We start from the raw sequence: 15,178 nt of genomic DNA on the forward strand, positions 1-15,178 counted from the left end.
TTTGCTGTGATTCAAGACAAGAAGTTCTGGGAAATTCCTATCATGCGTTCGCCCCTGCTTTTCGCCGTACCCTTCGCCCTCGCCGCCTCTTTTGTACAAGCACAATCCTTACCAGAAGCCATGCAGCAGGCACTGGATGTCCATCCGGAAATCCAGGCAGGGGTCAACAGTCGTTTGGCTGCGGATTATCAGTTAAGAGCGGCAAAAGGTGGATACCTACCGAAGATCGATCTGCTCGGCGGTTATGGCCGTGAGGGTACCGACAGCGTCACCACCCGCGCCAATTCCGGTAACCACTACGAAACCCTGAATCGTAGCGAGTCAAGTTTACGTCTCTCGCAAATGGTCTTTGACGGTTTTGCGACGTCCAGCGAGGTCGGGCGTCAACAAGCCACCGTTAACTCCCGCGCTTACTCGTTGCTCGGTACTTCCGAGCGCACCGCGCTGACCGTCGCCCAGGTCTATCTGGACGTGCTGACCCGCCGCGAATTCGTGCGTCTGGCCGAAGAAAACCTCAAGAGCCACCAGCGCATCTACGACCAGATCCAGCTGCGTACCCAACGCGGCGTCGGCAGCGGTGCCGACCTCGACCAGGCCGAAGCGCGAATGGCTCAGGCCCGCAACAACCTGATCACCGAGCAGACCAACCTCGCCGACTCGGAAACCAACTTCCTCAGCGCCGTTGGCCAGATGCCCGATCAGCTCGAGCGTCCGGCGCCGTTCATGGCGATGATGCCGGCCAACCTCAATGAAGCCCGCCAGCAGATGCTGGAAAACAGCCCGATCCTGCGTTCGGCCGAGTCCGACATCGCCGCCGCCGAGAAGCAATACGAAACCGCCAAGTCGACCTTCTACCCACGTTTCGACGCCGAACTGGGTCGCACCGCCGACAACGATCTCGACGGCCAGAACGGTCACAACAACGAATGGCAAGCCATGCTGCGCATGCGCTTCAACCTCTATTCCGGTGGCAGCAACAAGGCCGATCTGGAATCCAAGTCGTACCTGTCGAACCAGGCTTTGGATATTCGCAACAACGCCCTGCGTCAGTTGAACGAAGAGCTGGGCCTGGCCTGGAACGCCTTGAACAACGCTAACGCGCAGGTGCCGATCGCGCAGCAATACGTCGATCACAGCACCTCGGTGCGCACCGCCTACCAGCGTCAGTTCAGCCTCGGTGAACGAACTCTGCTTGATTTGCTCGACAGCGAAAACGAGTTGTTCACCGCTTCGCGGCGTCTGGCTGAAATCAAAAACATTCAGTTATTTACTCAGTACCGAATCAAGGCGACCATGGGCGAGTTGCTCAGAAGCCAGGGAGTGGTCGCACCGTTGGCATCCGTTGTGCAAAACGACGTCAAGCCCAAGGTCCAGCTGCCTGGGATGAATTGAGTTATCCCTTTTCAACTGTCAAAGAGTGTCGAGCGTGGAATCAGAAGTCAGTCGAGTTCAACTCAGTCATGATCCACGCGCGCTGCACGACGATCCGTTACTGGACGGTCTGCTCGCCCTTTGCATGCTGCACCAGAAGCCCGCCAGCGCGGCGATGCTGACCACCGGACTGCCGCTGCCCAAACAACGCCTGAGTGTCGAGTTGCTGCCCCGCGCGGCAGCTCGCGCCGGCCTGCAAGGTCGGGTATTGCAGCGCAAACTGGAAGAAATTCCGGCGATCGCCATGCCGGCGTTGCTGCTGCTCAAGGATGGCCGCAGCGCCGTCCTGCTCGGCTGGCAGGGTGACAATGAAGCCCGGGTGCTGCTCAGCGAAACCGACGGCGGCGAGTCGATTGTCAGCCGTGAATTGCTGACCGACGATTACACCGGCAAAGTCTTCTTCGCCCAGCCGCAACACAAATTCGACGTCAACCACGGCACGCTGATTCCGCGTGCGCGCTCGTGGTTCCGCGACACCCTCAAGCGTTCGCGCTGGCTGTACGCCGATGCGATTGCCGCGAGTTTCCTGATCAACATCATCGCCATGGCCGCGCCGCTGTTCGTGATGAACGTCTACGATCGCGTGGTGCCGAACCAGGCCGAAGCGACCCTGTGGGTTCTGGCGTTGGGCATCACCGGCGCCTACATCTTTGACCTGATCCTCAAGAGTCTGCGCGCCCTGTGCCTGGATCTGGCCGGGAAGAAAACCGACCTGATCATCTCCGCGACGCTGTTCGAGCGCATCGTCGGCATGGCGATGAAATACCGTCCGGCGCGAGTCGGCAGCTTCGCGCAGAACATCCACGAATTTCAGAGCCTGCGCGACTTCCTCGCCTCGCTGACCCTGACCAGCCTGATCGACCTGCCGTTCACCATCCTGATCTTCATCGTCATCGCCATTCTCGGCGGGCATCTGGTGTGGATTCCGGTGTTGGCGTTCCCGATTGCCCTGCTGATCGGCTACGCCTTGCAGAAGCCGCTGGTGGCGACCATGGAGCGCACCATGGCCCTTGGCGCCGAGCGCCAGTCGAGCCTGATCGAAACCCTCGCCGGTCTCGACGCGGTGAAGGTCAATAACGCGGAGAGCGAACGCCAGTACCAGTGGGAACAGACCATCGGCACCCTCAGCCGCCTCGAGCTGCGGGTGAAAATGCTCTCCGGCCTGGCGATGAACATCACCCTGCTGATCCAGCAATTGGCCGGGGTGATCATGATCGTCTTCGGCGTGTACCAGATCATCGCCGGCAACCTGAGCATGGGCGGTCTGATTGCCTGCTACATGCTCAGCGGTCGCGCACTGAGCCCGTTGGCCTCGCTGTCGGGTCTGTTGACCCGTTATCAGCAAGCCCGCGTGACCATGACCTCGGTCGACCAGATGATGGAGTTGCCGCAAGAGCGCAATTTTGAAGAGCGCCCGCTGAGCCGCAAGGTTTTGCAAGGCGCGATCGAGTGCCGCCAGCTCAGCTTCACTTACCCGGAACAACAGAACCCGGCGCTGAAGAACATCAATCTGGTGATTCGTCCCGGCGAGAAGATCGGCATCATCGGCCGCAGCGGCTCGGGCAAGAGTTCGCTGGCGAAATTGCTGGTCGGCCTGTATCAGCCGGACGACGGCGCGCTGCTGGTCGACGGTGTGGATATCCGTCAGATCGACGTCAGCGAACTGCGCTACAACATTGGCTACGTGCCGCAAGACATCCAACTGCTGGCCGGCACCCTGCGTGACAACCTCGTCTCCGGCGCCCGTTATGTAGAAGACGAGCTCGTCCTGCAAGCCGCCGAACTGGCCGGCGTCCACGAATTCGCCCGTCTGCATCCACAAGGTTACGAGCTGCAAGTCGGCGAGCGCGGGCAGAACCTCTCCGGTGGTCAACGGCAGAACGTCGCACTGGCCAGGGCGCTGTTGCTCAATCCGCCGATCCTGCTGATGGACGAGCCGACCAGTGCGATGGACAACACCGGTGAAGAACGCCTCAAGCAACGCCTCGCCGCGGTGATTGAAAACAAGACCGTGGTGCTGGTGACGCACCGGGCTTCACTGTTGTCGCTGGTCGATCGTCTGCTGGTGATCGACCGTGGACAAATTCTCGCCGATGGCCCGAAAGCCGCCGTGATGGAAGCGTTGAAGAAGGGGCAGATCAGTGTTGCTTAAGTCGGGTTTCAAGGATTCGATCCGTCGCTACTTCAAAGGCTCGGCATCACTGCAGGGCCAGCCACTGCCGGAGGTCAACAAAGCGCTGATCGAGGACGCCCCGCGCGTCGTGCGCCTGACCATCTGGGCGATCATCGGCTTCTTTATCTTTCTGCTGCTGTGGGCCAACTTCGCCGTGATCGACGAAGTGACCAAGGGCGACGGCAAAGCGATTCCGTCGTCGAAGATCCAGAAAATCCAGAACCTTGAGGGCGGGATCATCTCCGAACTGTTCGTCAAGGAAGGCCAGATTGTCGAAGCCGGTGCACCGCTGATTCGTCTAGACGACACGCGATTTGCGTCAAACGTCGGTGAAACCGAAGCCGATCGCCTGTCGATGCTGCTGCGCGTAGAACGCCTCAGCGCCGAGGTCGATGACCGTCCGCTGAATTTCCCCGAGGACGTGCTCAAAGCCGTGCCCGGTCAGGCGAAAAGCGAAGAGTCGCTGTACATCAGCCGCCGTCAGCAGTTGCACGACGAGATCGGTGGTTTGCAGGAGCAGTTGATTCAGCGTCAGCAAGAGCTGCGCGAATTCGCCTCCAAGCAAGCGCAGTATCGTCAGCAGCTCGGTTTGCAGCGCCAGGAAATCAACATGTCCGAGCCGCTGGTGGCGCAGGGCGCGGTGTCCCCGGTGGAGGTCTTGCGTCTGAAGCGTGCCGAGGTGGAAACCCGTGGTCAGCTGGATGCAACGACGTTGGCCATCCCGCGTGCCGAATCGGCGATCAAGGAAGTGCAGCGCAAGATCGACGAAACGCGCGGCAAATTCCGCAGCGAAGCGCTGACCCAACTCAACGAAGCCCGCACCGACCTGAACAAGGCCAGCGCGACGGGCAAGGCGCTGGAAGACCGCGTCAGCCGCACGCTGGTGACATCGCCGGTGCGCGGCATCGTCAACAAGTTGCTGGTCAACACCATCGGCGGCGTGATCCAGCCGGGCAGCGACATGGTCGAAATCGTACCGCTAGACGACACACTACTGGTCGAAGCCAAGATCCGCCCGCAAGACATTGCCTTCCTGCATCCGGGGCAGGAAGCGATCGTCAAGTTCACCGCCTACGACTACACCATTTACGGCGGGCTCAAAGCCAAGCTTGAGCAGATTGGTGCCGACACCATTACCGACGAAGACAAGAAAACCACGTACTACATCATCAAGGTGCGTACTGAGCGCAGCCACTTGGGTACCGATGAAAAGCCGTTGCTGATCATCCCGGGGATGGTCGCGTCGGTGGACATCATTACCGGCAAGAAGTCGGTGTTGAGTTATCTGCTCAAACCGATCATCCGTGCGCGGGCAGAGGCGTTGCACGAGCGCTAGATCTTCAGCGCTGCTGACGGCCGCTATCGCGAGCAGGCTCACTCCTACAGTAACCGCATTTCTCCAGAGGAATGCGATCCCTGTAGGAGTGAGCCTGCTCGCGATAGCGGCAGCCCAAACACCACATCTCTGTCAGGAAGTGACAAAAACCGTCACTCACCACTCAGTCCATTCCGCACCAATCGCCATATCGTTATTCATTAACGGTATTTAATTTCCGATTCTTATAGCTATAAAGTCATCCCCCTGCGTACCTGCCGACCAATCGGCGCGCCGCACGACCTGAACCAACACGCAATCCAGCGTGAGTGTCTGATCGACGAGCGCGCCCGTGAGCGCGCCGTGCGTGGGAGATGGAAAGATGTCCGCAGCTACTGCTTCCCCAAGCGCCGCGACCGCCGCGCCGCAATCCTTTGAAATCCGCCCGTTCAGCGGTGCCGTCGGCGCCGAGATCATTGGCCTTGACCTCAGCCGGCCGATCAATGATCAGGACTTTGCGCGCATTCATCGCGCGCACCTGGATCACCACGTCGTGGTGTTCCGCGACCAGCAAATCACCCCGCAACAGCAAATCGACTTCAGCCGCCGCTTCGGCGTGTTGCAGATCCATGTGCTCAAGCAGTTCCTGCTCGCCGACCACCCGGAAATCCTCATCGTTTCCAACATCATCGAAAACGGCCAGAACATCGGGCTCGGCGATGCCGGCAAGTTCTGGCACTCCGACCTCTCTTATAAAGAGCTGCCGAGCCTCGGTTCGATGCTCCACGCGCAGGAGTTGCCGTCCGAGGGTGGCGACACCCTGTTCGCCGATATGCACAAAGCCTGGGACAGCTTGCCCGAGGCATTGCGCAAAGCGGTCGAAGGCCGCAGCGCTGCGCATTCCTACACGGCGCGCTACAGCGAAACCAAATTCGAAGGCAACTGGCGCCCGACCCTGACCCCGGAGCAACTGGCCCAGGTCGCGGAAGTGGTGCACCCGGTGGTGCGTACGCACCCGGAAAACGGCCGCAAGGCGTTGTTCGTCAGCGAAGGTTTCACCACACGCATCGTCGGTCTGCCGGAGGACGAGAGCCAGCAGTTGCTGAGCGAGCTGTACGCCCACAGCGTGCTGCCGCAGAACATCTACCGCCATCAGTGGCAGCCCCACGATCTGGTGTTCTGGGACAACCGTTCGCTGATCCATCTCGCCGCCGGCTGCCCGGCGCACCTGCGCCGCAAGCTGTACCGCACGACCATTCAGGGCGACGCGCCTTTCTGATTCGCCGGAGACTGATCAAATCATGAACGCCCCCTTGCAAGGCCACGCGGCCAGCAACCTGATCGCCCGCAGCGAAGCGCTGCTCGCCGTCGATCATGTCAGCCTCGAATACCGCACGCCGCAACGCGTGGTGCGCGCCACCCACCAGGTCAGTTTTGAAATCGACCCGGCCGATCGCTACGTGCTGCTCGGCCCGTCCGGTTGCGGCAAATCCACGTTGCTGAAGGCGGTCGCCGGGTTCATTCAACCGTGCGAAGGCGAGATCCGTCTGCAAGGCCAGCGCGTCGACGCGCCGGGGCCGGACCGCATCGTAGTGTTTCAGGAATTCGATCAACTGCCGCCGTGGAAAACCGTCAAACAGAACGTGATGTTTCCGCTGCTTGCATCACGCACCCTGAAGAAAAAAGAAGCCGAAGAGCGTGCGCTGCACTATCTGGAAAAGGTCGGCCTCGCGGCGTTCGCCGATGCTTATCCGCACACTTTGTCCGGCGGCATGAAGGCGCGCGTGGCGATTGCCCGGGCGCTGGCGATGCAGCCGAAAATCCTCTTGATGGACGAACCGTTCGCCGCACTCGATGCGCTGACCCGCCGCAAGATGCAGGAAGAGTTGCTGCTGCTCTGGGAAGAGGTGCGCTTCACTCTGCTGTTCGTCACCCACTCGATTGAAGAGGCGCTGGTGGTCGGTAATCGCATCCTGCTGCTGTCGCCGCATCCCGGCCGAGTGCGCGCCGAAGTGCACAGCCATCAATACGATCTGCACAGCCTCGGTGGCGTGGCGTTTCAGGAATCGGCGCGGCGCATTCATCGTTTGTTGTTCGATGAAGGCCAGTCGCCGGAAACCGAGCGTGACCACGACTTCAATGACATTCGCATTGCCTATTGAGCGGCCAGGAGGATTACCCGATGAGCCATTCATCATCTGTGCGTGAAGAGTTTGAAATTGTTCTGGAGCCGCTGACTGAAGTGCCGGTCGAGCGGGAGTTGTCGCTCGGCACGCGGCTGTGGCAACAGGGCTGGCTGCGTAAAGGCCTGATCCTGATTGTGCTCGCAGTCGTGTGGGAAGTGGTCGCGCGGATTCAGAACAACGACCTGATGCTGCCGAGTTTCCTGCAGACCAGTCATGCGTTGTTCGACGGGCTGCTAAGTGGTGAGTTATTGGCCAAAGTGTGGATATCGCTGGTGGTGCTGATCAAGGGTTATCTGATCGGCATCGTTCTGGCATTTGCCCTGACCACCCTTGCGGTGTCGACGCAATTGGGCCGTGATCTGCTGAGCACGATGACCTCGATGTTCAATCCGCTGCCGGCGATTGCCCTGCTGCCGTTGGCGCTGCTGTGGTTTGGCCTGGGGCAGAACAGTCTGATTTTCGTGCTGGTGCATTCGGTGTTGTGGGCGTTGGCGCTGAACACCTATGCCGGGTTTCTCGGCGTTTCCGAGACACTGCGCATGGCTGGGCGCAATTACGGTTTGAAGGGTTTGCGGCTGGTGCTGTTCATCCTGATTCCGGCAGCGCTGCCGTCGATTCTCGCCGGGTTGAAGATCGGCTGGGCGTTTGCCTGGCGCACGTTGATTGCCGCTGAATTGGTTTTTGGTGCGACCAGTGGCAAGGGCGGGCTGGGTTGGTACATCTTTCAGAATCGTAATGAGCTGTATACCGACAAGGTGTTTGCCGGGTTGGCGGTGGTGATTCTGATCGGCTTGCTGGTGGAGAATCTGGTGTTCGATACGCTGGAGCGGGTGACTGTTAAGCGTTGGGGGATGCAGCGGTAATTTCTGGCGTGACGGCTGGCCCCTTCGCTGGCAAGCCAGCTCCCACAGGTTTTTTGGTGTTTTCAGATGTTGTGAACGCCTCAACCACTGTGGGAGCTGGCTTGCCAGCGATGGCGTCCTGTCCGGCGCCTCCATACCTAAAGGATGTTTGCTAGCATTGCGCCCAGATCAATCCAGATCAGCCAAGAGTGCTCAGCATGCAACTCCCGGACATGAACCTTCTGGTCGCCCTCGACGCCTTGCTCGACGAGGGCAGTGTGGTCGGCGCCGCGCGGCGGATGAACCTCAGCCCGGCCGCCATGAGCCGAACCCTGACGCGGATCCGCGAAGCGATCGGTGATCCGATCCTCGTGCGTGCTGGACGTGGCTTGGTGCCAACCCCCAAAGCGCTGGAGTTGCGCGAGCAGGTGCGCGATGTGGTCGAGCAGGCCGCGCTGCTGTTCCGCTCGGCCGACTCGGTGGAACTGGGCACGCTGCGCCGGCGCTTCAGCATCCGCGCCAATGACTTCTTCATCGGCGTCTACGGCGGCAAGCTGTTCGACACCCTCGATCAACTGGCGCCGCACTGTGAGTTGCGCTTCGTCCCGGAAGGCGATGGCGACGATGAAGCCCTGCGTGAAGGGCGCATCGATTTGAGCGTCAGTAATACCCGCCCTGTCACTCCTGAAGTCAAAGTGCAGAATCTGTTTTCGACGCACTTCGTGGGACTGGTGCGAGAAGATCATCCCTTGCTCGCCGGTGAAATCACTGCCGAGCGCTATGCCGGGTTTTCCCACATCAGCATGTCGCGCCGCGGCATCGCTCGCGGCCCGATTGATACCGCGCTGAATGCGCTGGGTCTGGAGCGGCGCGTCGCGGTGATCGCGCCGAGTTTCCATGCGGCGATGTTTGCGTTGCCTGATTCCGACCTGATCCTGCCGGTTCCCAAAGAAGCTCTGCTGAGTGTGCGCCGGCTCGGTTTGAAACTGCGCTCATTCGACCTGCCAATCCCGTTGCCGACGTTGATGCTGACTCAAGCCTGGCACCCTCGATTCGACAAGGACCCCGCGCACCGCTGGCTGCGCGAAACCCTCAAGGCCTGTTGCGACGAAACCTGGCTGGCTGCACAACCCTAAAGATCAAAAGATCGCAGCCTTCGGCAGCTCCTACATTGGAATGCATATCCCTGTAGGAGCTGCCGAAGGCTGCGATCTTTTGATCTTTAGGGTTGTGTCTGGCGCACTTATAACCTGCCAATAAGTCAATTTTCGTCATTGCCAAGCCCGACTAAGATGCTCCGGTATTTTTCCCTCCGGAGTGTGTATTCATGACATCCCTGTCGGCTGCGGTGCCCATCGCTGCGGCCAGCCCGGCGACGGCGGCCGCGCCACCGGTGTTCGGGGCGCGGATCATCATCGGCCTGGTCGGCGTGCTGCTGGCGGTGCTGGTGTCGGGCCTCAACGAGATGGTCACCAAGGTGGCCCTGGCTGACATCCGTGGCGGGTTGCACATCGGTTACGACGAAGGCACCTGGCTGGTCGCCAGCTACACCGCCACCTCGGTCGCGGCCATGGCCTTCGCGCCGTGGTGTTCGGTGACCTTCTCGCTGCGCCGCTTCACCCTTTGCGCGATCGGTCTGTTCACCTTGCTCGGCGTGCTGTGTCCATTCGCGCCGAACTACGAAAGTCTGCTGCTGATGCGCATCCTGCAAGGTCTGGCAGGTGGCGCATTGCCGCCGATGCTGATGACCGTCGCCCTGCGCTTTTTGCCGGCGAATATCAAACTCTACGGTCTGGCCGGCTACGCACTGACGGCGACATTCGGCCCCGGCCTCGGCACGCCGCTGGCCGGTTTGTGGACCGAATACGTCGGCTGGCAGTGGACGTTCTGGCAAATCATCGTGCCTTGTCTGATCGCCATGGCGATGGTCGCATGGGGCATCCCGCAGGATCCAATGCGCCTGGAACGCCTCAAGTCGTTCAACTGGAAAGGCCTGCTGCTGGGTTTTCCAGCGATCTGCATGCTGGTGATCGGTTTGCTGCAAGGTAATCGGCTGGACTGGTTCGAGTCGAGCCTGATCTGCGGATTGCTCGGCGCCGGTTCGCTGCTGCTGGTGGCGTTTCTGATCAACGAGTGGTCGCAGCCGATTCCGTTTTTCAAATTGCAGATGCTCGGTATCCGCAACCTGTCGTTCGCCTTGATGACCTTGGCCGGTGTGCTGATAGTTCTGCAGGCGGTGGTGTTGATTCCGTCGAGTTATCTGGCGCAGGTGCAGGGTTATCGCCCGGCGCAGACCGCACCGATCATGCTGATCGCCGCTTTGCCGCAACTGATTGCGCTGCCGTTGGTGGCAGCGTTGTGCAACCTGCGCTGGGTCGATTGCCGCTGGGTGCTTGGCATGGGTTTGAGCATGTTGACGCTGTCCTGCCTGGGCGGATCGCTGCTGACTTCAGAATGGATTCGCGACAATTTCTACGTCCTGCAATGGCTGCAGATCTTCGGTCAGCCGATGTCGGTGTTGCCGCTGTTGATGTTGTCCACCGGCAGCATTCAGCCGCAGGACGGGCCGTTCGCCTCCGCGTGGTTCAACACGGTGAAAGGCTTGGCGGCCGTGGTCGCTACCGGGGTGATCGAAGCGCTGACCACCGCGCGCCTGCATTTCCATTCGACCATGCTGGTCGACAGCCTCGGCAATTCGCCGCTGGCCGACCGCAGCGATCCCGGCCTCGCCCATCGCCTGCACGAACAGGCCGTGGTGCTGACTTCTTCCGATCTCTATGTGTGCATGGCCGGCGTCGCGGTGGCGTTGATCCTGCTGATTTTCTGGCTGCCGACGCGGATCTTTCCGCCGCGCGCGCCGACCTGATCGCTGTACTGAAACAGAAGGTTTTTATGACGACTCAAGCAAAGCAAAAACTCGCGGTGGCCATCGCCGCCGCACTGGCGGTCGGCGTGCTGGTTTACCTGGCGCTGCCCGGCGTGTTTGGCAAACGTACTCAGCAAAACACCAACGACGCCTTTGTCTCCGCCGACTACACGCTCGTCGTGCCGCGCGTGGCCGGGTTCATCAAGGAAGTCTTGGTGGAGGACAACCAGCAGGTCAAAGCCGGGCAGTTGCTGGCGCTGATCGATGATCGCGATTTGCGTGCGTCGGCTGAAGCGGCGGATGCGCAAACTCTGGTGGCGCGGGCGCAGTTGCAGAACGCCAAGGCGACGCTGGAGCGCCAGACTTCGGTGATCGCTCAGGCGCAAGCCTCGGTAGTCTCGGCCAAGGCGGAAATGGCGTTCGCCCAGCAGGAATTGAATCGCTATAACCACTTGGCGGGCGTTGGAGCCGGCACCGTGCAAAACGCGCAACAGGCGCGCACGCGCATCGATCAGGCCACGGCTCATCTCGACACCGCCACGGCGAAGCTGGCGGCAGAGCGCAAGCAAGTCGACATCCTCACCGCTCAACGTGACGCCGCCGAAGGCAGTCTGAAACACGCGCAAGCGGCACTGGAAATCGCCAGTTTCGAACTCTCCTACACGCGCATCACCGCGCCGCAGGATGGCATGATCGGCGAGCGCGCCGTGCGCGTCGGCGCCTATGTGACGCCGGGCAGCAAGCTGCTCGCGGTTGTGCCGTTGCAGCGGGCTTATGTCGTGGCGAATTTTCAGGAGACGCAACTGACGGATGTGCAGCCGGGGCAAGAGGTGCAGGTGCGCGTCGACAGCCTTGGTGGTGAAGCCTTGAGCGGTCGCGTGGAAAGTATTGCGCCAGCCACAGGCGTGACCTTTGCGGCGGTGAAACCGGATAACGCCACGGGTAATTTCACCAAGGTGGTGCAGCGGATTCCGGTGAAGATCATGCTGGAACCGGGTCAGCCGCTCGCCGAGCGGTTGCGCGTGGGGATGTCGGTGGAGGCGAGTATTGATACGCGCAGTTCAGAGAAATCCGTGCGTGAGGTGACCCAGCGATGATGGGTGGTAATTCAACTGGCCTCATCGCTGGCAAGCCAGCTCCCACAGGTTCCGTCGGTGGGGCTGAACAATTTGGACAACCTGCACAATCCCTGTGGGAGCTGGCTTGCCAGCGATGGGGTCAGTGGCAGCCACTCATTTTCAGCGCCTTGGTGACAGCAAGCCTCACCGCCTGCACCGTCGGCCCAGACTTCCAGAAACCCGAAGCCACACAAATCGCCGACTGGACTAAGCCGGCCAAGTCAGCCCCCAGCCAAGCTGTCAGCGAACCCCTCAACGAACGATGGTGGGAGGTCTTCCACGACGCGCAACTCTCCGCACTCACTCAGCGTGCGGTGCAGAGCAACCTCGACCTGCAACTGGCCAGCAGCCGTCTGCAGCAAAGCCGCGCCGCCCGCCAGGTGATCACCGCTGACCGTTATCCGAGCACCGCCGCCACGGGCAGTTACGCGCGCAAACGCAACAGCAGCGAGGGCCTGAACGACCCGTCCGGACACAACGGCGATTCCGCCTTCAACCTGTGGGACGCCGGTTTCTCCGCCTCATGGGAACTGGATTTCTGGGGCCGCGTACGTCGCGAAACCGAAGCCGCCGATGCAAACCTCGAAGTCGCCGAAAACGACCGTCGCGGGGTGTTATTGGCCGTACTCGCTGACACGGCGCAAAACTACATTCAGCTGCGCGGTGTACAAAACACCCGCGCCGTCACCGAGCAGAACCTCGACGTCGCCCGCCATAGCCTGAAGCTCTCGCAACTGCGTCTGGCCGACGGTGTGGCGACTGACCTCGACGTCGCCGAAGCCGCCGCGCAAGTCGCCGCGATCGAATCGCGATTGCCGGCGCTGGAGCAACGTCAATCGCAGTTGATCAACGCGATCAGCCTCCTGATGGGCGAACCGCCACAGGCATTGGCTAAGGAGTTATCCACAGACGCCGCCGTGCCGCAGTCGCCGCTGCAAGTCGCCATCGGTCTGCCGTCACAACTTGCCGAACGCCGCCCGGACATCCGTCAGGCCGAAGCGCGCCTGCATGCTGCTACCGCCAATATCGGTGTAGCCAAAGGCGACTTCTATCCGCGCATCACCCTGTCGGGCAACCTCGGCTCGCAAGCCATGCAACTCAGCGACTTTGGCTCGTGGGGTTCACGCGCCTTCGGCATCGGCCCGCAATTCAGTCTGCCGCTGTTCGATGGCGGACGCCTGCGCGGCATGCTGCAACTGCGCGAAGCGCAACAACAGGAAGCGGCGATCGGCTACCAGCAAACCGTGCTGCGTGCCTGGCATGAAATCGACGATCAACTGACCGTCTACAACGCCAGCCAGCGCCGCCGCGACAGCCTCGCCGAAGCCGTCCGCCAGAACCAGATCGCCCTGCGCACCGCGCAACAGCAATACGTCGAAGGTGTGGTCGATTTCGTCAACGTCCTCACCGTGCAAAGCGCGCTGCTGGCAACGCAGGAACAGTGGGTGGAGAGTTCCACCGGCGTTTCGCTGGCGATGGTCGGGTTGTACAAGGCGTTGGGCGGGGGATGGCAGTCGGTTTACCCGGAAGGGTAAATGGCGGCAATGACGCCGGGCGTCGTGAAAGCACAAACCGACATCGACGGTTCTGCCGTGGCTGACCTAAAGTGATGGGCAGGTTGGCGCGTCATACTCTCGTGGCGCTGCGGCGCGGCAAGAGGCAGCAATGGCGGCGAACAGAGTCACGCCAATGGGCGACACGCAAGATCCGTTTGCCGCGCCCGGCTCCTGGTTCGGCAGCTTGCGCTGGGTGCGCTGGATAAAAAATCACTGGCTATGGCCGATCCTGGCGCTGGCCGCATTCGTGCGTTTTTATGACCTGACCGCGGCAGCGATCTGGGGCGATGAAGGTTCCAGTCTGCTGCTGGGGCGCTATTCGCTGAGTGAAATTTGGCAGCACGCGGCATTCGATGTGCATCCGCCGCTGTACTTCATGCTGCTGCATGGCTGGGTCGAATTGTTCGGGGACGGCATTCTGGCGGTCCGCTCTTTCAGTGCGCTGGCCGGCATTGCGGCGGTGGGGCTGGGCGTGTGGCTGGTGGATCGCCTGGCCACCCGTCGCGCAGCGTTCATCGCCGGTGTGTTGCTGGCGCTGTTGCCGACCGCGGTGCGCTACAGCCAGGAAGTGCGCATGTACGCGCTGCTCGGGGCGCTGCTGCTCGCCGCGAGCCTGGCGCTGGTCTACTGGATCCGCCGCCCGCAACGCCAGCGCTATCTGGTGTATTACCTGCTGCTGATGAGCGCGGCGCTCTACACCCACTATTTCGCCGTGCTCGCGGCGCTGTGTCACTGGCTTTATCTGATCGCGATCCGCGTACAGCGTGGTTACCGGTTCCGGCACATCCAGCGCTGGAACTGGTGGCTGGCGAACCTGACCATCGTTATTTTGTATCTGCCTTGGCTGCCCAACCTGCTTGATTTGACGCAGCACATGCAGCAGCTTGAGGCCGGTGGCGATGTCGGTTGGGAGCCTGCCGTTACGTTGAGTTCGCTGCCGTCGATGATCTGGTCATGGTTGATTCAGGATGACGGTGAAAGTTTGCCGTGGCTGATTTTCGCGGCGTTGCCGCTGGCGATGCTGGGGCTGGCAGTCATCGCGGTGATGCGCGATCGCAGTGTGTCGCGCGGCAGTGTTCTGCTGGCGCTGTACACCGGGCTGCCGCTATTGCTGGTGTATCTGGTGTCGTTCATTACGCCGGTATTCATTGAGCGTTATCTGACGGCGTATGCCCTTGGCTTGCCGATGCTGACGGCGTTGGCCATCGACCGTTTGTACAGCCGCGTGCGGATGTTGGCATTGGCAGTGCTGGTGTCGCTGATCGCCGTGGAACTGGTCGGCGTAAACAACAACGCCACGGTCGACACGCATGATCAACTCGACACGGTCGTGAAGTACGTCAACCAGCATTTCCTTCCCGGTGACCGCATCGTCACCAGCGACATGCTCTGGTATCTGAGCTACGTCTACTACGATCGCACCGGGGCGCAGGTGCGCCTCTTCACTCCACCGAACGCCGATGGCCAATCGACGCGGCCAAATGAGTACGGGTTCGGCACGCTGGTAACGAGTGATGTCTATCTGAACAGCCTGACCGAGCTGCCAGCCGGAGGCCGGGTCTGGCTGGTCGGAACCGTCGATGAGCCACAAGAGTTCTCACCGCTACCTGCGACCTGGCAGGCCAGCGCTGAAGTACACGCGGGCGGGATGCAAGCACGCTTGTTCGTGCCCAAACCTGCGGGTAAATAGG

At 61.0% G+C, this 15,178-nt stretch carries 11 protein-coding genes; all 11 read left to right on the forward strand.

Annotated elements, in window-relative coordinates:
* Positions 1-42 precede the first annotated feature (42 nt).
* The 11 genes from AC3IUF_RS00735 (at position 43) to AC3IUF_RS00785 (ending at position 15,177) form a co-directional block, all read left to right on the forward strand.
* Complete coding sequence (locus AC3IUF_RS00735; protein WP_489280081.1) at positions 43-1,392, forward strand: TolC family outer membrane protein; 1,350 nt, start codon at positions 43-45, stop codon at positions 1,390-1,392.
* 34 nt (positions 1,393-1,426) lie between these two features.
* Positions 1,427-3,583, forward strand: a complete 2,157-nt coding sequence (locus AC3IUF_RS00740; protein ID WP_095113879.1) for a type I secretion system permease/ATPase — start codon at positions 1,427-1,429, stop codon at positions 3,581-3,583.
* Entirely contained in the window at positions 3,573-4,940 is a 1,368-nt protein-coding gene (locus AC3IUF_RS00745; protein ID WP_007918311.1) for an HlyD family type I secretion periplasmic adaptor subunit, read from the forward strand. Before AC3IUF_RS00740 ends, AC3IUF_RS00745 begins: the two co-directional genes overlap by 11 nt.
* Positions 4,941-5,301: 361 nt before the next feature.
* Positions 5,302-6,198 (forward strand): TauD/TfdA dioxygenase family protein, encoded by an 897-nt coding sequence (locus AC3IUF_RS00750; RefSeq protein ID WP_489280082.1) that lies wholly within the window; start codon positions 5,302-5,304, stop codon positions 6,196-6,198.
* 22 nt (positions 6,199-6,220) lie between these two features.
* The gene (locus AC3IUF_RS00755; protein ID WP_489280084.1) at positions 6,221-7,081 is read left to right on the forward strand and encodes an ABC transporter ATP-binding protein; all 861 of its coding nucleotides are present in this window, start codon (positions 6,221-6,223) and stop codon (positions 7,079-7,081) included.
* 20 nt (positions 7,082-7,101) lie between these two features.
* A complete protein-coding gene (locus AC3IUF_RS00760) occupies positions 7,102-7,968 on the forward strand; it encodes an ABC transporter permease (RefSeq protein ID WP_007918317.1) in 867 nt (288 codons plus the stop codon).
* A 197-nt stretch (positions 7,969-8,165) separates the two neighbouring features.
* On the forward strand, positions 8,166-9,083 hold the full coding sequence (locus tag AC3IUF_RS00765; RefSeq protein WP_489280085.1) for a LysR family transcriptional regulator: 918 nt from the start codon (positions 8,166-8,168) through the stop codon (positions 9,081-9,083).
* Positions 9,084-9,274: 191 nt separating this feature from the next.
* On the forward strand, positions 9,275-10,813 hold the full coding sequence (locus AC3IUF_RS00770; protein WP_489280087.1) for an MFS transporter: 1,539 nt from the start codon (positions 9,275-9,277) through the stop codon (positions 10,811-10,813).
* A 26-nt stretch (positions 10,814-10,839) separates the two neighbouring features.
* Positions 10,840-11,910 carry an HlyD family secretion protein gene (locus tag AC3IUF_RS00775; RefSeq protein WP_489280089.1) on the forward strand — a complete coding sequence of 357 codons (1,071 nt, stop codon included), beginning with the start codon at positions 10,840-10,842 and terminating at the stop codon, positions 11,908-11,910.
* Entirely contained in the window at positions 11,907-13,466 is a 1,560-nt protein-coding gene (locus AC3IUF_RS00780) for an efflux transporter outer membrane subunit (protein ID WP_489280091.1), read from the forward strand. The genes AC3IUF_RS00775 and AC3IUF_RS00780 overlap by 4 nt, the downstream gene beginning before the upstream one ends.
* A gap of 130 nt (positions 13,467-13,596) precedes the next feature.
* Positions 13,597-15,177 (forward strand): glycosyltransferase family 39 protein, encoded by a 1,581-nt coding sequence (locus AC3IUF_RS00785; RefSeq protein WP_489280092.1) that lies wholly within the window; start codon positions 13,597-13,599, stop codon positions 15,175-15,177.
* Position 15,178 lies beyond the last annotated feature (1 nt).

Source organism: Pseudomonas sp. KH_040 (genome assembly GCF_057839305.1).

Excerpts from the sequence above, each read along its gene's own strand:
- AC3IUF_RS00735 (WP_489280081.1), top strand. The coding sequence starts at position 43 with ATGCGTTCGCCCCTGCTTTTCGCCGTACCCTTCGCCCTCGCCGCCTCT.
- AC3IUF_RS00750 (WP_489280082.1), top strand. The coding sequence starts at position 5,302 with ATGTCCGCAGCTACTGCTTCCCCAAGCGCCGCGACCGCCGCGCCGCAA.
- AC3IUF_RS00755 (WP_489280084.1), top strand. The coding sequence starts at position 6,221 with ATGAACGCCCCCTTGCAAGGCCACGCGGCCAGCAACCTGATCGCCCGC.
- AC3IUF_RS00760 (WP_007918317.1), top strand. The coding sequence starts at position 7,102 with ATGAGCCATTCATCATCTGTGCGTGAAGAGTTTGAAATTGTTCTGGAG.
- AC3IUF_RS00765 (WP_489280085.1), top strand. The coding sequence starts at position 8,166 with ATGCAACTCCCGGACATGAACCTTCTGGTCGCCCTCGACGCCTTGCTC.
- AC3IUF_RS00770 (WP_489280087.1), top strand. The coding sequence starts at position 9,275 with ATGACATCCCTGTCGGCTGCGGTGCCCATCGCTGCGGCCAGCCCGGCG.
- AC3IUF_RS00775 (WP_489280089.1), top strand. The coding sequence starts at position 10,840 with ATGACGACTCAAGCAAAGCAAAAACTCGCGGTGGCCATCGCCGCCGCA.
- AC3IUF_RS00780 (WP_489280091.1), top strand. The coding sequence starts at position 11,907 with ATGATGGGTGGTAATTCAACTGGCCTCATCGCTGGCAAGCCAGCTCCC.
- AC3IUF_RS00785 (WP_489280092.1), top strand. The coding sequence starts at position 13,597 with ATGGCGGCGAACAGAGTCACGCCAATGGGCGACACGCAAGATCCGTTT.